Raw genomic sequence first — 16,589 nt, forward strand, 5'->3', positions numbered from 1 at the left:
CCCGGCCGCGGCCCTGTATATCCTGCGGAAACTCGGCCGTCACCCTGGCGTGAAGGCCCAATCCCGCCCGGGCTCGGCGCCTGTTCTCGGCGGCGCGAGGGTGACATGACCGCATCGTCGCGCGTCTCCGGACGGCAATACCTCGTGCCCATCGCAGGGTTGTTCAGTGGTGTGCTGATCGTCTCGCTGATCCTGGCCGGCAAGATCGTCTCCTTGGCCGGCCTCACCTTCAGCGCGGCGGTGATCGTCTTCCCGCTCTCCTACCTGTTCGGCGACATCCTCACCGAGGTCTACGGCTATGCCAGCGCCCGACGGGTCGTGTGGGCGGGGTTCGCGGCGCAGATCGTCTGGATCGGGAGCTACACGATCGCGGCGGCGCTTCCGCCGGCACCGTTCTGGCCGCATCAGGCCGCCTTCGAGGCCGTGCTCGGAGCGACGCCGCGCCTGGCGCTCGCCGGCATGGCCGCCTACCTCGTCGGCGAATTCGTCAATGCCTACGTGCTGGCCAAGCTGAAGCTGCGCTTCGCCGGCGCCCACCTGGCGGCGCGGCTCGTCGCCTCGACGGTGTTCGGACAGGCCCTCGATACCGCGCTGTTCGTGACGATCGCCTTCGCGGGCACCTTCGCGGCGGCGGACCTGATCCGCATCGGGCTCAGCGCCTGGGTCCTCAAGGTACTCTGGGAAATCGTCGCCCTGCCCCTGAGCCTGCCGCTGATCCGCTGGCTGAAGCGGCAGGAGGGCGAGGATGCGGACGACCGCGACACCGACTTCAACCCGTTCCGCCTGAAGACCTAATCGTCGTCGCCGTAATCGGGCGGGTTGTGGCCGCGCCGCTGGGCGCCCCGGCGCGGACCGTTGCTGGCGATGCCCGCGACCATGTCGGCGATGTGGCGCAGGGCCTCCGTCGACAGGGCATTGTCGCCGCCCTCGCCACGGCCCTGCGGCGTCACGGCCTTGGCGAAGCCGAGCTTCAGGGCCTCCTTGAGCCGGGCCGGTGCCTGCGCCACCGGACGGACCGCCCCGGAGAGGCCGATCTCGCCGAAATAGACCGTCTCGGGCGGCAGCGTCGCCCCGGACAGGGACGAGACCAGGGCCGCGGCGACCGCGAGGTCGGCCGCCGGCTCGGAGATGCGCAGGCCGCCCGCCACGTTGAGGTAGACGTCGTGGGTGCCCAGGCGAATGCCGCCATGGGCCTCCAGCACGGCCAGCACCATCGACAGGCGGTTCGGGTCCCAGCCGACCACGGCCCGACGCGGCATGCCGAGGGAGGAGGGGGCGACGAGGGCCTGGATCTCCACGAGCAGGGGCCGCGTGCCCTCCATGCCGGCGAAGACCGCGGTTCCGGGGGCGGCGTGGTCGCGCCCCGCCAGGAACAGGGCGGAGGGATTGGGCACCTCGGCGAGCCCGCCATCGGTCATCTCGAACACGCCGATCTCGTCGGTGGGACCGAAGCGGTTCTTCACCGCGCGCAGGATGCGGAAATGGTGGCCCTGGTCGCCCTCGAAGGAGGCGACGGCGTCGACCATGTGCTCGACCACGCGGGGGCCGGCGATCTGCCCGTCCTTGGTGACGTGGCCGACGAGGATCACCGCCGTGCCGGTGGTCTTGGCGAAGCGGATCAGGGTCTGGGCGGAGCCGCGCACCTGCGTGACCGTGCCGGGGGCGGATTCCACCGTCTCGGTCCACATCGTCTGGATCGAGTCGATGATCGCGAGGGCCGGGGGCCGTCCCTGCGACAGGGTCTCGACGATGTCTTCGACGTTGGTCTCGGCCGCGAGTTCCACGTTCGCCGAGGACAGGCCGAGTCGCTCGGCGCGCAGGCGCACCTGCGCCACCGCCTCCTCGCCCGAGATGTAGACCACGCGCTCGCCGGTGCGGGCCATGGCGGCGGAGGCCTGCATCAGGAGGGTCGACTTGCCGATGCCGGGATCGCCGCCGAGGAGGATCACCGAGCCGCGCACGAAGCCGCCGCCGGTGACGCGGTCGAGTTCGTTGATGCCCGAGGGGATGCGCGGGGCCTCCTTCACCTCGCCGGTCAGGCCCTCCAGGGCGAAGACCCGGCCGCGGGCGCGGTTCGGGCGCGTCTTGACCGGGCCGGATTGCGGGCCGGTGGCGCCGGTCTCCTCGACGATGGTGTTCCAGCCGTTGCAGGCCTCGCAGCGCCCGCGCCAGCGATTGTAGACCGCCCCGCAGGACTGGCAGACGAAGGTCTGTTGGATCTTGGCCATCGCGATTCCGCTGGAAGGGACGATCCGACGCCGCCCCGTCAGGCAGGTCTCAGGCGTCGTGTCCTGTCACATAATGGCGAACATAGCGAGAACCCAGTCCCGTCAGGATCTCGTAGCCGATGGTGCCGGCGGCCCGCCCGACCGCGTCGACGTCGAGCGCCTCGCCGATCAGCGTGGCGGTCGCGCCGCGCCGCACGTCCGGCGCGTCGGTCACGTCGATGATGATGAGATCCATCGAGATCAGCCCGAGGATCGGACAGCGCACGCCGTCGACCAGGGCGACCCCGCGTCCGCTCGCCGCGCGCGGATAGCCGTCGGCGTAGCCCATCGACAGGGTCGCCAGCCGCCGCTGCTCGGGTGCCCGCCAGCGGCCGTTATAGCCGCAGGTCTCGCCGGGAGCGACGTCGCGGATCTGCGCGACCCGCGCCTCCAGGCGCACCACCGGACGCATCGGGTTGGGCTTCCACGGGGTCGGGTTCCCGCCGAACAGGGCGTAACCGGGCCGCAGGAGGTCGTGATGCGCCGCCTCGCCGAGGAAGATCCCGGAGGAATTGGCGAAGGAGCCCGGGACACCGGGAAAGGCGGCGCGAACCCGCGCGAAATCGGCCATCTGGCGCGCATTGACCGGATCGCTCGTCAGTTCCGCGCTGACGAGGTGGGTCATCAGCAGGCCGATGCCGGCCTGTTCGATCAGCGGATCACCCGAGAGCGCCAGGGCCTCGGGCAGGGAGAGGCCGAGGCGGTTCATCCCGGTATCGACGTGAAGGGCCGCCGGGAGGGGCCGTCCGACGGAGCGCGCCAGGGCCGCCCATTCGGCGAGTTCGTCCCGGCTGCCGAGGACGGGGCGCAGGTCGTGCGCGACGAGCGTGGGACCGAGGCCGGGCAGCAGGCCGTTCAGCACGTAGATGTTGGCCCCCGGCAGGACCGCCCGCGCCTCGATCCCCTCGCCGAGATGCGCCACGAAGAACGTCCGGCAGCCGGCCGCCCACAGCACCGGCGCGACCCGGGCGAGGCCGCAGCCATAGGCGTCCGCCTTGACCACGGCGGCGCAGGCCGCCTCCGGCGCCTGGGCGCCGAGTCGTCGCCAATTCTCGGCGATGGCCGAGAGATCGATGGTCAGGCGGGCGCCGTGGGTCGCTGGCTGTTCGATCGTCTGATCCATTTCATTCACTGCGCGGCCATCCGACGGCAGCACCGCGCTCGCACGTGGAAAGCCATAGCACACCGGCACTCCGGGGTGCCGACGGCGAGCCCGGAAGCCAGAGCCGCCGACGGCGTGAGGCGTCGAACCACCTGCGTTTCCGGAGCCCGGGCTCCGCTTCGCGTCCCCGGGACGGCGTGGCTCCCAGCTTCGTCCGAGGCACGGAAGATCATCGATCCGGGAGCCGCCGGCCTACATCTGCTCCGGCAGGCGATCGGATTGCGCGAGGTTCGAGAAGCGCGTGATGTTGGCGTCGAACTGGAGCTCGACCGTGCCGGTGGGGCCGTGGCGCTGCTTGCCGAGGATGACCTCCGCCTTGCCGTGCACGCGGTTCATCTCGGCCTCCCAGGCGAAGAACTCTTCGGTGCCTTCGCGGGGCTTCTTGTTGTTGACGTAGTATTCCTCGCGGAACACGAACATCACCACGTCGGCGTCCTGCTCGATGGAGCCCGATTCACGCAGGTCCGAGAGCTGCGGGCGCTTGTCCTCGCGGTTCTCGACCTGACGGGAGAGCTGCGACAGGCCGATGATCGGCACGGCGAGCTCCTTGGCCAGCGCCTTCATGCCGGTGGTGATCTCGGTCATCTCCTGCACGCGGTTGTCGCTGCGCTTGCCCGAGCCCGAGAGCAGCTGCAGGTAGTCGACGATGAGGAGATCGAGGCCCTTCTGCCGCTTCAGGCGGCGGGCACGGGCGGCGAGCTGCGCGATCGAGATGCCGCCGGTCTGGTCGATGTAGAACGGGATGGTCTGCATGTCCCGGGCGGCATCGGTGATCTTGTAGAACTCCGCCGGCTGGATGTCGCCGCGGCGGATCTTGTAGGACGGCACGCCCGATTGCTCGGCGATGATACGGGTGGCGAGCTGCTCGGCCGACATTTCGAGGGAGAAGAACCCGACGATGCCGCCGTTCACGGTTTTCACGACGCCGTCCGGACCCTTCTCGCCCTGGTAGGCCTTGGCGATGTTGAACGCGATGTTGGTCACGAGCGAAGTCTTGCCCATGGCCGGGCGGCCGGCGAGGATGATGAGGTCGGACGGCTGCAGGCCGCCCATCTTGGCGTCGAGGTCGGACAGGCCGGTGGCGATGCCCGAGAGCTTGCCCTCGCGCTGGTAGGCCTTGGCGGCCATGTCGACGGCGGTGGTGAGCGCCTCGGAGAACTTCTGGAAGCCGCCGTCGTACTTGCCCGATTCGGCGAGCTCGTAGAGCCGCCGCTCCGTCCCCTCGATCTGGTCGCGGGGGGAGGATTCGACGGGCGCCTCGTAGGCGCCGTTGACGAGGTCCTCGCCGATGGTGATGAGCCGGCGGCGGATGGCGAGGTCGTAGATGGTGCGGCCGTAATCGCCGGCATTGATCACGGTGGTGGCCTCGGCCGCGAGGCGGGCGAGGTACTGCATCACCGTCTGGCCGCCGAGATCGGCATCGCCCAGGTAGGTCTTCAGGGTGATCGGCGTGGCGAGCTTGCCGGCCTTGATGAGCTGCGCCGCGACCTCGAAGATCTTGCGGTGGACGTCCTCCATGAAGTGCTCGGGCAGGAGGAAGTCCGAGATCCGGTAATAGGCGTCGTTGTTCACCAGGATCGCGCCGAGCAGGGCCTGCTCGGCATCGATGTTGTGGGGCGCGACGCGGAATTCCTGCGCGACGGGCTGAAGGTTGGCCGTCAGGGCGTTGGGCAGGGCCATGGGCTGATTCGAGGCTCCGACTCGTCGATTCAAACGTCCGCGCGGTGGTCCGCCGCCGCGCGTCGCTATCGCCCGACCATGGCGCCGGCATGGTTAGCCGAACCTTAGCCGATTCGCGCTTTGCGGCCTCGCGTCCCGTCATGGCCGCCCGCCGGGGCAGGGCGGCCTGGGGACCGGTCGCGGAAACGCCCGCCATCCTCGCGGATGACGGGCGTCCATGCTGGAACAAACGAGGAACTAGTCAACCGCTAAGGGCGGTCATCCCCATTGTTCACCGACCTGTGACGCGATTACTCGCGGTCGTCGCCGGCCTCGGCGAGGGCGGCGCCGACCTCGAGGCCGAGGTCGTCGAGGTTGAACGCCTCACGCTCGGTGGTCGACTCGCCGCGGGCCTGACGCTCGGCCTCTTCCGGCGAACGGGCGACGTTCACCGTGATGCTGACCTCGACCTCGGGGTGCAGCACGACCGGGACGGTGTGCAGGCCCAGGGTCTTGATCGGCTGGTTGAGGGCGAACTGGTCGCGGCCCACGGAGAAGCCGTCGGCGGTGACGACCTCGGCGAGGTCGCGGGTCGAGACCGAGCCGTAGAGCACGCCGGTCTCGCCCGACTGGCGGATCAGCACGAAGCTCTTGCCCTCGAGGGTCTCGGCGACGGACTGCGCCTCGGACTTCCGCTCGAGGTTGCGGGCCTCGAGCTGGGCGCGCTGGGTCTCGAAGTGCTTCTTGTTGCCTTCGGTGGCGCGCAGGGCCTTGCCGCGGGCGAGGAGGAAGTTGCGGGCGTAGCCCGGCTTCACGTTCACGGTCTCGCCCATCTGGCCGAGCTTGGCGACGCGCTCGAGGAGGATGACTTCCATGGTCTAGGTCCTTTGGTTTGCGGGGAGGGTCAGGGTCGTCCGGCCGCGTCGCGGGGACGGCGGCGGTCGAGGGCGGTATCGGCGATGCCGAACAGGGTCAGGGCGAGGAGGGCGACGCCCTGGGTGAAGAAGAGGATCAGGTAGAGGCCGAACAGGAGGGCGAGGCGCCCGGGCCGGCCTCGGCTGCGGTCGTGGAAGGCGGCGAGGCCCTGGATCGCGAAGGCGGCGCTGAGCGCCCCCGCCACGGCGATGCCGAGCACGCCCGGATAGCCCGGCACCAGCCCGAGCAGCATCGCGCCCGCCAGCACGGCCATCACGCGACGCGGCATCATCGTCGCGGCGAGGTCCGGCCAGGGGCGGAGCAGGCGCCCGGAGATGCGCACGATGCGGGCCGCCGCCCAGAGGTAGAAGGTCAGGAGGACCGTGAGGCCGTGGGTGGCCAGGCCCGGTGCGATGGCGGCCAGCGCGTTGGCGACCTCGGTCCGGGTCGCCTCGGCGGGATCCTGCGGACCCGGCTCGGCCGGAACCTCGGCGCCGGACTCGGGAGCGGCCGGCTTCGGAATCGGAGCGCCCGGATTGGCGGCGCGGTCGACCCGGACCTGGATCAGCGTCCGGGTCATGCCCCGCAGCTGGGACTGGAAGGTCTCGTAGTTCGGTGCGGCGATCACCGCGATGGCGACGAAGGCGAGGCCGGCCGTCCCGGCGGTCCAGGCGAGCAGGCGCCCGGTCGGGTACCATTCCATCGTCCCGTCGGCGCCGGGCCGGCCGAGCAGGGCCAGATAGGCGAGCCACCAGGCGGGCAGGGCGAGATAGGCGAAGAAGCCGAGGCCGAGGAAGGGCTGCACCACGAGGGCGAGGGCCAGCGCGCCGGTGACGGCGGCGACCAGGGCGGCCCGGTGGCTCCAGCCGAGCCCCACGATCAGGATCGGGAGCGGGGCGAGCAGGTAGAGCAGGATCGCGAGAGCCGTCGCCTTCAGCAGGACGCCGAAGAGGAGGGCGGAGACGAGGCCCGCGCCGATACCGATGCCGAGAAACTGTGTCATCGATCCCGCTGTCCCACTGTCCCGTTCCGGGCAGGGTTAGAGGCGAACCTTGTCGCCCCAACGACTCCCGGCACCCGTTCAGGAGGGCCGGTACGAATGCGCATGCCGGGCATGCGCCGATGCCTCGGTCCGGAAGGCCCGGACCGAGGCGATCGTCCTTACTTGATCACGTAGGGGAGGAAACCGAGGAAGCGGGCGCGCTTGATCGCCTGGGCGAGCTCGCGCTGCTTCTTGGCCGACACCGCCGTGATGCGCGACGGCACGATCTTACCGCGCTCGGAGACGTAGCGCGACAGGAGCTTGACGTCCTTGTAGTCGATCTTGGGCGCGTTCGCGCCCGAGAAGGGGCAGGTCTTCCGACGACGGAAGAAGGGGCGGCGTCCGCCGCCCGCACCACCACCACCACCACCACCAGCTCCGCCAGCGGCGGGCGCACCGGGTCCAGCACCAAATGCCATGACTTAAGCCTCCCCGCCGAAGCTGCGCTCGGGGCGGTCACCCCGGTCGCCGCGGTCACCACGGTCGCCGCGATCGCGGTCGCCGCCGAATCCACCACCACCGCCGAAGCCCTCGTCGTCACGACGACGGCCGCGCTCACGATCCTTGCGGTCGTCGCGGTCGCGCTTCTGCATCATCGCCGACGGCTCGGACTCGAGCTCTTCGACGCGGACGGTCATGAAGCGGAGGACGTCCTCGGAGATCTGCATCTGGCGCTCCATCTCGGCGAGCGCCGCCGGGGGGGCGTCGACGTTGAGGAGCGTGAAATGCGCCTTGCGGTTCTTCTTGATGCGGTAGGCGAGGGACTTCACGCCCCACATCTCGATCTTCTCGACCTTGCCGCCATTGGCTTCGATGACGCCCTTGTAGGTCTCGACCATGGTCTCGACCTGCTGGGCCGTCACGTCCTGGCGCGCCAGGAAGACGTGTTCGTAGAGAGGCATTAACGGGCCCTTCATATCCAAAGGGACCCGACGGCACGGTGAACGTGCGGGAAAGGGAGCGTCGGGCCGGTTCATACGCAATCGCCCGGCGCCAAGCCCTTCGAGCCGTTTGAAGGCCCGAGCGGTTGATCGAAGGCGGAGACACGGGACGACGGGAAAACCCTCTTCAGGGTCAGGCCCTGTGCCGATGGAATCGGCACCGTCCGTTCAGCCCCCAGCCGGAGCGAACGCGAGGGGTGGCGCATAAACGAGTCGGCCGGGATTGGCAAGGCGGCGCGGGCCTCGGGAACGGCCCGACCCGCCCTCCGGAGCCTATGGCGCGCAGGACAGGTCGCCGCCCGGGCATGTCAGCTGACGGCGCAGCTCCGTGGTCCGCGCCCGCGTCAGGTCGAGCCGGCAATCGCCGACGAGGTAGGGCGCGAGGGTGCCGTTGTTGGCGAGATCGACGGTGTCGTAGCCGGTGCGCAGATCGCATTCCCGGTCGCGGAAGGCGATCCAGGCCCGCTCGGCCGCCACCAGGTTCCGCTTCCCGTTGGTGTCGAGCCGGTCGTTCAGCGCCCGATAGACTTGGTTCAGGTCGGCGTCCGCGGCCTTCAGAGCATCCGCGATACACAGGGTCCGATCGACCTGCGTCGGGCGCATCGTGCAGGGATGGGGCTCGCCCGCGGCGGCCGGGGCGGAACATCCGATCAGCCCCAGCGCGACGAGGCCCAGGCCCCGCGCCGCGCGTTCGATTATTCGGCTCACTTGTCGGGCTTCTCCGAGAGGATCGCGCCGGTCTTCGGGTCGGCATGGAACTGCATCTTCACGCCGTTCTTCACGCCCTCGCCCTCCCAATGGCCGTCATCGGCCTCGAACTCGGTGATGCTGGTGTACCCGGCGGCCATCAGCTTCTGCTTGACCTGATCGGCCGGCATCCAGTCGGCGCCCGGCGTATCGGCCAGGGCGAGGCCGGCCTGGCCCGTGCTGAGGGCGAGCGCGAGGAGGAGCGTCGAGAATCGGTTCATGCGGTCCATCCGTCGGGTTGGCGTTTGCCGATCCAACGGGTCGCGAAAAATCCGGTTCCGGGCCGGTCAGGCCGCGTCGCCCGCGAAGATCGCGGCGATCTCGGCCTCGCCGAGGACGCGGTGCTCCCCGGGCGACAGGTCGTCCGGCAGGCCGAGGCCGCCGACGCGGTCGCGGTGCAGGGCTGTGACGTGGTTGCCCAGCGCCGCGAACATCCGCCGGACCTGATGGTAGCGCCCCTCGTGCAGGGTCACCACCGCGCCGGTCTCGCCCTCGGCTTCGAACTCCACCGGCAGGAGCGGCTTCTCCTCGCCCTCCAGCATCAGCGTGCCGGAGGCGAGGGCCGCGCCCTCGCTGCCCGTCAGCGGGCGGTCCAGGGTGACGCGGTAGCGCTTGGCCACGTTCGCCTTCGGGGCGATGATCCGGTGCAGCAAAGCGCCGTCGTCGGTGAGGAGCAGGAGCCCGGAGGTCTCCTTGTCGAGGCGGCCGACCGTCGAGAGGGCGGGGTCGCGCCGGCGCCAGCGCTCGGGCAGCAGGCCGTAGACGAGGGGACCCGCCTCCTTGTGCGAGCAGGTGACGCCCAGCGGCTTGTGCAGCATCAGGGTCAGGCCGGGCGGCGGGTCGAGGGGGTCGCCGTCGACGGTCATCCGCTGCGCGAGGTCGGGCGTGACCGGGATGCGCTGGTCGGCGTCGCGCAGGGCTGCGCCGTCAAGGATCACGAGCCCGGCACGGGTGAGGAGCGCGATCTCCCGGCGCGAGCCGTAGCCCATGTTGGCGAGCAGCCGGTCGAGGCGCAGCTGCGCGATCTTGACCGGCCGCGTCACCGGCGCGCCTCGTAGATCTTGTAGCCGCCGGCCGAGGCCCGCAGCTCCACGCTCTTGAAGGCCGCCTTGAGGGGCGCCTCGTAGGGCAGGTGGGTGTTGGCGGTCAGCCAGAGGCTGCCCCCCGGCCGCAGGGCTTCCGCCGCCCGGCCGATGAAGGCCTGGCCGAGGGCCTGGTCCTCGGCCCCGCCATCGTGGAAGGGCGGGTTCATCACCACGAAGTCGAGGCGCGCGAGGCCGAGGCCGCCGGCGCGGATGTCGGCCCAGCGCAGGGTGGTGCGCGGATCGCTGACGTTGCGCCTGGCCATCTCGATGGCGCGCCGGTCGAGGTCGATCAGCGTCAGGGCCGTGACCTTCGGGGAGTTCAGGACGGCCCGGGCCAGGATGCCGAGGCCACAGCCGAAATCGGCGCCGCTGCCGGCGAGCGGCGGCAGGTTGGCGAGGAGGAGAGCGGTGCCGGGGTCGAGGCGGTCGTAGGAGAAGATCCCGGCCTGCGTGCAGAGGGCGAGGTTGTCGATGTGGCGCGGGCCGCCCTCGTGGAGGGCGTCCTCGAGACCGGCGACCGCCTCCGGACGCATGGCGACGCAGATCCGGTGATGGCGCCGCGCCTCCTCCTGAACCGTGCAGCCGAAGCCGGTGATCTCCTTGGCGAGGCGGCTGCCGCCGCGATCCTTCGGCGCGAGCGCCGTCAGGCGCCCGCCCGGACGCAGGGCCTTCAGCCCGAGCGCCAGCACGTAGCGCCGCTCGATCGTCCCGGCCGGCGCCAGCACGTCGAGGCGCTCCAGGCTCGCGGGCGCCAGATCCTCGAGGCGGGCCGCCCCGGGGCTCAGGGGCGAGACTTGCGCCGCGTGCGGGGGCACCTCCACCAGTTCCAGGGGCGGCGCGCCGTAGACGGCTTCCGAGACAGGCATGGTGGACATCGTAACGGGATCCGGCGCGACGGCGCGCGCGCCTCGACGGCTCAGGGCGTGACAGGAAATCGGGAGGCTCGGCCAGCGCGCGACAAGAATCGCCGCGGCGTCGATCTCCCTTTCTCATAGCCCATGCTCAGCCGCGCGGGAACTCCAGACCCATCTCCCGGTAGCGCGCCGGATCGTCCGCCCAGTTCTCGCGCACCTTGACGTGCAGGAAGAGGTGCACCGTCTGCTCGGCCGCTTCCGCGATCTCGTGGCGGGCCGCCTGGCCGATGGCCTTGATGGTCTGGCCGCCCTTGCCGAGCACGATGGAGCGCTGGCTCTCGCGCTCCACGAAGATCGTCTGCTCGATCCGCACGGAGCCGTCGGGGCGCACCTGCCACTGGTCGGTCTCGACGGTGGAGCGGTAGGGCAGCTCCTCGTGCAGGCGGTCGTAGAGCTTCTCGCGGGTGATCTCGGCGGCCAGCATCCGGATCGGCGCGTCTGAGACCTGGTCCTCCGGGTAGAGCCAGGGGCTCTTCGGCATCATGCCGGCCAGCGTCGTCTTCAGCGCCTCGATGCCGTCGCCGTTGAGCGCCGAGACCATGAAGGTGTGCTGGAACGGGATCCGCTCGTTCAGGGAGGCGGCCAGGGCCAGCAGGCGGTCGCGCGGGATCAGGTCGATCTTGTTGAGGATCAGCACCTTCGGGCGCTTCACGGCCGGCAGCTTGGCCAGGATCGCCTCGACCTCCTCGGTCACGCCCTTGCGGGCGTCGATGAGCAGGCAGACGGCGTCGGCATCCGAGGCGCCGCTCCAGGCCGAATGCACCATCGCGCGGTCGAGGCGCCGTTTCGGCGCGAAGATCCCGGGCGTGTCGACGAGGATGATCTGCGCGGTCTCGTGCATGACGATGCCGCGCACCAGGGCGCGGGTGGTCTGCACCTTGCGCGAGACGATCGAGACCTTGGTGCCGACGAGGCTGTTCAGCAGCGTCGACTTGCCGGCATTGGGAATTCCGATCAGCGCGACGAAGCCCGCGGTGGTGTTCTCCGGCATCGTCACCGCGGGCAGCGGCTGCAGCGGCGGCGGGGCGAAGTCGTCGTCGCCGTCGAAATCGTCGTCGGGCATATCGACGTCAGGCATCTGGGGCATGTCCTTCGGCGACGTCCGCCGACGTCTCCTTGGTTCGTGAGGGATCGGGGCCGGTGATCTCGCGCTCCAGCACGAGGCGGGCGGCCTCCTGCTCGGCGAGACGCTTCGAGGGGCCGACGCCGATGCCGGCCTCCAACCCCTCGACGCGCACGGCTATGTGGAACACCGGCGCGTGGTCGGGCCCGGAGCGGTCCACAACGTCGTAGGCCGGGATCGGCAGGGCACGGGCCATCGCCCATTCCTGCAGGGCCGACTTGGCGTCGCGGCCGCGCGGGGCCGCCGTGTCGGTGTCGGGGGTGAAGGCGGCGTTGACGATCCCCTTGGCGACCTCGTAGCCGGCATCGAGGAACACGGCGCCGAGGATCGACTCGCAGACGTCGGCGAGGATGGTCTGGTTGCGCCGCCCGCCGCTCTGGACCTCGCCGGGGCCGAGGGCGAGGTGCGGGCCGACGTCCCAGGCGGTGGCGACGGCGGCGCAGGTCTCGCGCCGGACCAGGCCGGCCAGGCGCCGCGAGAGCTCGCCCTCGTCGGCCTGCGGGAAGGCCGCGTAGAGCAGGTCGCCGATGGCGAGGCCGAGGACGCGGTCGCCGAGGAATTCCAGGCGCTGGTAGCTGCCGAGGCGGCCGTTGCCGCCGGCCTTGCTCACGTGGGTGAGCGCCTGGGCGAGCAGCTTCGGGTCGGCGAAGGCGTGGCCGATCCGGGCCTCGAGCACCGCGAGGTCGGGCTTCGGACGGGGCGCGCGCCGCGCCCGGCTGGAGGGACGCGCCTCTTCGGTCACAATGCGTAACGTCCTAGTGGATGGTCGTGAACAGCCGGTTCCAGCGCACCTTCGCCGGCCAGTTCCAGATCTGCCACGCCGGCGTGCCTTCGTCGATGGAGAAGAAGATCATCTCGGCGCGGCCGACGAAGTTCTCGAACGGCACGAAGCCGACATTGGCCAGATCGCGCGAATCCGTCGAGTTGTCGCGATTGTCGCCCATCATGAAGAAGCGGCCCTGCGGCACGGTGTAGGGCTCGGTGTTGTCCCAGTAGCCGTTGTCGCCGTCGCGCTCGATCACCCGGTGGGTGACGCCGTTGGGCAGGGTCTCGAGATACTGCTCGGCCTTGGCCTGCTCGCCGTAGGGGCCGGTGGTCTCGAAGGGCGCGATCTTCTCACGCTTCACCGGCACGTCGTTGATGTAGAGCAGCCCGGCCTTCATCTGGACCTTGTCGCCCGGCAGGCCGATGACCCGCTTGATGTAGTCGGTGGAATTGTCCTTCGGCAGCTTGAACACCGCGATGTCGCCGCGCTTGGGCTCGGCCGCCCAGATCCGCCCATCGGCCGTGAAGGGCAGGTACTCGCTCAGGGGCAGGGAGTACTTCGAGTAGCCGTAGGAATATTTCGAGACGAACAGGTAATCGCCGATCAGAAGCGTCGGGACGAGGGAGCCCGAGGGAATGTTGAAGGGCTGAAAGAGCAGCGTACGCACCACGAGGGCGATCAGCAGCGCCTGTCCGCCGACCTTCAGCGTCTCCTTGATGCTCGCCCAGGTGCCGGTGTCAGCAGCCTTCAGGTCATGCTTGGTCTGCTGGTCCACGCGGGCACGTTCCATCTGGCTGCCATCTCCGGATCGACGCTGGCACCCGGATTCCGGGCGGCTTCCGTCGTCGACGGTCGACCGGCGGCATAGACCATGCGGAAAGGCGCCGCAACGCGGGGCCTCGTCGGCTAAGACTCCGCCGTGCTGTCCGGCACCGCCTCGATGATCACGAACGCCTGAGCCATGGGCGGGTCGTCCGTGAGGGTGATGTGCAGCTTCGGCACGTGTCCGGCGGGCGTCATCGCCGCGAGATGTTCGGCCGCCGCCCCCGCGAGGCGGAGGGTCGGGCGGCCGCCGGGCAGGTTCACCACTTCCATGTCGCGCCAGAAGACGCCCCGGGCTATGCCGGTGCCGAGGGCCTTGGCACAGGCCTCCTTGGCGGCGAAGCGGCGGGCGTAGGACGGCGCCCGCGCCGCGCGGGCCTCGCACTTGGCGCGCTCACCCTCGGTGAAGACCCGGTGGGTGAAGCGCTCGCCGTAGCGCTCCAGCGACTTCTCGATCCGGCGGATGTCGCAGAGGTCGGAGCCGATGCCGAGAATCATGCCCGGGCCGCCGCCATCGCGGCACGCATGTCCCGGATCGCCTGGGGCAGGCCGACGAAGATCGCCTCGCCGATCAGCGCGTGGCCGATGTTGAGCTCGGCGATCTCGGGCAGGGCCGCCACCGCACCGATGCTGTCGAGGGCGAGGCCGTGGCCGGCGTGGATCTCGAGGCCGATCCCGGCACCGTAGGCGGCCGCACGGGCGATCCGATCGAGTTCGTGCGCCGTGCGCTCCGCGTCGCCCTCGGCCGCCGCCTCGCAGTAGCTGCCGGTGTGGAGTTCGACCACCGGCGCCTCCAGGCGACGCGCCGCGTCCATCACCGCCTCGTCCGGCTCGACGAAGAGCGAGACCCGGATGCCGGCCTCGGACAGGCGGGCGATGCGGGGCCGGAGCGCATCGTGGCCCCCGACGATGTCGAGGCCGCCCTCGGTGGTGCGCTCCTCGCGCTTCTCCGGCACCAGGCAGGCCGCGTGCGGCTTCAGGCGAATCGCCAGCCCGATCATCTCGTCGGTGGCGGCCATCTCGAAATTGAGCGGCACCGTGAGGATGCGCGCCAGCGTCTCCATGTCGGCGTCGCGGATGTGCCGGCGGTCCTCGCGCAGATGCGCCGTGATGCCGTCCGCCCCGGCCGCGACCGCCTCGCGGGCGGCCCGGATCGGATCCGGCGCATTGCCGCCGCGGGCGTTCCGGACGGTCGCGACGTGGTCGATGTTGACGCCGAGCCGGAGGCGGCTCGGCCGGGAGGCGGGGGAGGACATCGAGGCGGACTCCGGACACGAACCTGCGCCCTGACGGAACGGCGCACGCGCCCCTACATAGGCGAGGCGGGGCTTCAGGGGGATACGGCGCGCGATGGGATTTCTCGATGGACTGCTCGGCCACGGCAGCGACCTCACGCCCGCGGAGGTGAACGAGCAGATGGCCGGCATCCTCACCGAGGGCGAGCCGGTCCAGGTCGCCTTCCGGCTGATCCGCGACCTCATCGTCTTCACGGACCGCCGCCTGATCCTGGTGGACAAGCAGGGCATCACCGGCCGCAAGGTCTCGTACCTGACCGTGCCCTACCGGGCGATCACCGCGTTCTCCGTGGAGACGGCGGGCAGCTTCGATCTCGATTCCGAACTCGCGATCTGGGTGTCGGGCCGGGCCGAGCCGATTCGCAAGACCCTGAAGCGGGGCGCCAACATCCTGGGCATCCAGCAGGCGATCGCGGCGTCGATTCGCTGATGTGAGTCGGGCCCGGGACGGACAGGTCCGGAACCGATCAGCCGGCTTCAGGAACGTGGTCCATGAATCTTGCCTCGGCGGCCGGCCTCTGTTAAGGCCCCGCCCATTCCACACGCGGAGCCGGCCTCATGCCTGAATGAGGCGTTTCCGGTGGTCGTCGTCCCTCGGGCGCGATCGCTTCCTCCGCGGCGGTATCAACCGGAGAGTACAAAGACATGGCCGTTGATTTCACCATGCGTCAGCTTCTCGAGGCCGGCGCCCACTTCGGACACCAGGCCCACCGCTGGAACCCGAAGATGCAGTCCTACATCTTCGGGACGCGCAACAACATCCACATCATCGACCTCGCCCAGACCGTGCCGGCCCTCCACCAGGCCCTGCAGGCGGTGAGCGACACCGTCGCCAAGGGCGGTCGTGTCCTGTTCGTCGGCACCAAGCGCCAGGCGGCCGACACCATCGCCGAGGCGGCCAAGCGCTCGGCCCAGTACTACGTCAACTCCCGCTGGCTCGGCGGCATGCTGACCAACTGGAAGACCATCTCGGGCTCGATCGCGCGCCTGCGCAAGGTCGACGAGACCCTCGACGGCGGGGCCCAGGGCCTCACCAAGAAGGAGCGCCTGATGCTGGCCCGGGAGAAGGACAAGCTCGAGAAGGCGCTGGGCGGCATCAAGGACATGGGCGGCGTGCCGGACCTGCTGTTCGTGATCGACACCAACAAGGAGCAGCTGGCGATCAAGGAGGCCCAGCGCCTCGGCATCCCGGTCGCGGCCATCGTCGACACCAACTGCAACCCGGACGGCATCACCTACGTCGTCCCCGCCAACGATGACGCCGGCCGCGCCATCGCCCTCTACTGCGACCTGATCGCCCGCGCCGCCATCGACGGCATCTCGCGCGGCCAGGGCTCGATGGGCGTCGATCTCGGCGCCTCCGAGGAGCCGGTCGCCGAGGAGCTGCCGGCCAACGACGATGCGGCGACCTCCGTCGAGTCGGGCTCGGTCAACCAGGCCGACGTCGCCGCCCTCGTCGAGTCCACCGAGCACTTCGAGCTGCTCTCGGCTCCCCGCGGCGCGCCCGACGACCTGTCGAAGCTCCACGGCGCCGGCCCGCAGATCGTGCAGAAGCTCAACGAGGCGGGCATCTACCACTACTGGCAGCTGGCCTCCATGAGCGCCGACGACGTCGCCAAGGTCGATGCCGACCTCAAGCTGAACGGCCGCATCGTCCGCGACGGCTGGGTCGACCAGGCCCGCGGCTTCGTCGAGGCTGCCGCCGCGGCCTGATCCTGCTTCGGCGGCCCGTCATCGGGCCGCCATCGCCAGATCGGACATTGCTTCCTGAAGCCCGGCGCTTGTCCTGAGCGCCGGGCTCAGTCGCTTCAAAGACTTACCCCTCAAGAAACGTCGGCTCTCCGCAGGCTT

19 protein-coding genes are annotated in these 16,589 nt (G+C 70.2%); 3 read left to right on the forward strand and 16 right to left on the reverse strand.

What is annotated here, in order from left to right; all coding sequences use genetic code 11:
* Nucleotides 1–105: 105 nt before the first annotated feature.
* Nucleotides 106–795, forward strand: coding sequence for a queuosine precursor transporter (locus AC0IWM_RS11315; protein WP_471754993.1), 690 nt, complete (start codon nt 106–108; stop codon nt 793–795).
* Here the strand turns inward: AC0IWM_RS11315 and radA are convergent.
* The 16 genes from radA to AC0IWM_RS11395 form a co-directional block, all read right to left on the reverse strand.
* The gene (radA, locus tag AC0IWM_RS11320; protein WP_471754995.1) at nt 792–2,228 is read right to left on the reverse strand and encodes a DNA repair protein RadA; all 1,437 of its coding nucleotides are present in this window, start codon (nt 2,226–2,228) and stop codon (nt 792–794) included. The genes AC0IWM_RS11315 and radA overlap by 4 nt on opposite strands.
* A 49-nt stretch (nt 2,229–2,277) precedes the next feature.
* On the reverse strand, nt 2,278–3,390 hold the full coding sequence (alr, locus tag AC0IWM_RS11325; RefSeq protein ID WP_471754997.1) for an alanine racemase: 1,113 nt from the start codon (nt 3,388–3,390) through the stop codon (nt 2,278–2,280).
* 231 nt (nt 3,391–3,621) lie between these two features.
* Nucleotides 3,622–5,109, reverse strand: a complete 1,488-nt coding sequence (locus AC0IWM_RS11330; RefSeq protein WP_056467512.1) for a replicative DNA helicase — start codon at nt 5,107–5,109, stop codon at nt 3,622–3,624.
* 290 nt (nt 5,110–5,399) lie between these two features.
* Complete coding sequence (gene rplI, locus AC0IWM_RS11335) at nt 5,400–5,963, reverse strand: 50S ribosomal protein L9 (protein ID WP_056467515.1); 564 nt, start codon at nt 5,961–5,963, stop codon at nt 5,400–5,402.
* Nucleotides 5,964–5,992: 29 nt separating this feature from the next.
* Nucleotides 5,993–7,006 (reverse strand): DUF2232 domain-containing protein, encoded by a 1,014-nt coding sequence (locus AC0IWM_RS11340; protein ID WP_471754999.1) that lies wholly within the window; start codon nt 7,004–7,006, stop codon nt 5,993–5,995.
* A gap of 158 nt (nt 7,007–7,164) precedes the next feature.
* A complete protein-coding gene (gene rpsR, locus AC0IWM_RS11345; RefSeq protein WP_471755001.1) occupies nt 7,165–7,464 on the reverse strand; it encodes a 30S ribosomal protein S18 in 300 nt (99 codons plus the stop codon).
* A gap of 3 nt (nt 7,465–7,467) precedes the next feature.
* The gene (gene rpsF, locus AC0IWM_RS11350; RefSeq protein ID WP_056190048.1) at nt 7,468–7,947 is read right to left on the reverse strand and encodes a 30S ribosomal protein S6; all 480 of its coding nucleotides are present in this window, start codon (nt 7,945–7,947) and stop codon (nt 7,468–7,470) included.
* A 312-nt stretch (nt 7,948–8,259) separates the two neighbouring features.
* Complete coding sequence (locus AC0IWM_RS11355) at nt 8,260–8,694, reverse strand: lysozyme inhibitor LprI family protein (protein ID WP_471755003.1); 435 nt, start codon at nt 8,692–8,694, stop codon at nt 8,260–8,262.
* On the reverse strand, nt 8,691–8,954 hold the full coding sequence (locus AC0IWM_RS11360) for a PepSY domain-containing protein (protein ID WP_471755005.1): 264 nt from the start codon (nt 8,952–8,954) through the stop codon (nt 8,691–8,693). The genes AC0IWM_RS11355 and AC0IWM_RS11360 overlap by 4 nt, the downstream gene beginning before the upstream one ends.
* Nucleotides 8,955–9,020: 66 nt before the next feature.
* Nucleotides 9,021–9,758, reverse strand: a complete 738-nt coding sequence (locus AC0IWM_RS11365; protein ID WP_471755248.1) for a pseudouridine synthase — start codon at nt 9,756–9,758, stop codon at nt 9,021–9,023.
* A gap of 14 nt (nt 9,759–9,772) precedes the next feature.
* Nucleotides 9,773–10,693 (reverse strand): class I SAM-dependent methyltransferase, encoded by a 921-nt coding sequence (locus AC0IWM_RS11370; RefSeq protein WP_471755007.1) that lies wholly within the window; start codon nt 10,691–10,693, stop codon nt 9,773–9,775.
* A gap of 127 nt (nt 10,694–10,820) precedes the next feature.
* Entirely contained in the window at nt 10,821–11,795 is a 975-nt protein-coding gene (gene era / locus AC0IWM_RS11375) for a GTPase Era (protein WP_471755250.1), read from the reverse strand.
* A 7-nt stretch (nt 11,796–11,802) separates the two neighbouring features.
* Nucleotides 11,803–12,597 carry a ribonuclease III gene (rnc, locus tag AC0IWM_RS11380; protein ID WP_471755009.1) on the reverse strand — a complete coding sequence of 265 codons (795 nt, stop codon included), beginning with the start codon at nt 12,595–12,597 and terminating at the stop codon, nt 11,803–11,805.
* A gap of 13 nt (nt 12,598–12,610) precedes the next feature.
* The gene (gene lepB, locus AC0IWM_RS11385) at nt 12,611–13,411 is read right to left on the reverse strand and encodes a signal peptidase I (RefSeq protein ID WP_056467527.1); all 801 of its coding nucleotides are present in this window, start codon (nt 13,409–13,411) and stop codon (nt 12,611–12,613) included.
* A 116-nt stretch (nt 13,412–13,527) separates the two neighbouring features.
* Nucleotides 13,528–13,941, reverse strand: coding sequence for a holo-ACP synthase (acpS, locus tag AC0IWM_RS11390; RefSeq protein ID WP_471755011.1), 414 nt, complete (start codon nt 13,939–13,941; stop codon nt 13,528–13,530).
* Nucleotides 13,938–14,699: a pyridoxine 5'-phosphate synthase gene (locus tag AC0IWM_RS11395; protein ID WP_471755013.1), complete on the reverse strand. Its 762-nt coding sequence runs from the start codon at nt 14,697–14,699 to the stop codon at nt 13,938–13,940. The genes acpS and AC0IWM_RS11395 overlap by 4 nt, the downstream gene beginning before the upstream one ends.
* 94 nt (nt 14,700–14,793) lie before the next feature.
* On the opposite strand from AC0IWM_RS11395, the gene AC0IWM_RS11400 reads away from it, so the two are divergent.
* Nucleotides 14,794–15,168, forward strand: coding sequence for a PH domain-containing protein (locus AC0IWM_RS11400; RefSeq protein ID WP_056467535.1), 375 nt, complete (start codon nt 14,794–14,796; stop codon nt 15,166–15,168).
* Nucleotides 15,169–15,383: 215 nt separating this feature from the next.
* Entirely contained in the window at nt 15,384–16,451 is a 1,068-nt protein-coding gene (locus tag AC0IWM_RS11405) for a 30S ribosomal protein S2 (RefSeq protein ID WP_056467538.1), read from the forward strand.
* Nucleotides 16,452–16,589: the final 138 nt, after the last annotated feature.

This window comes from Methylobacterium sp. AC433 (assembly GCF_979253015.1).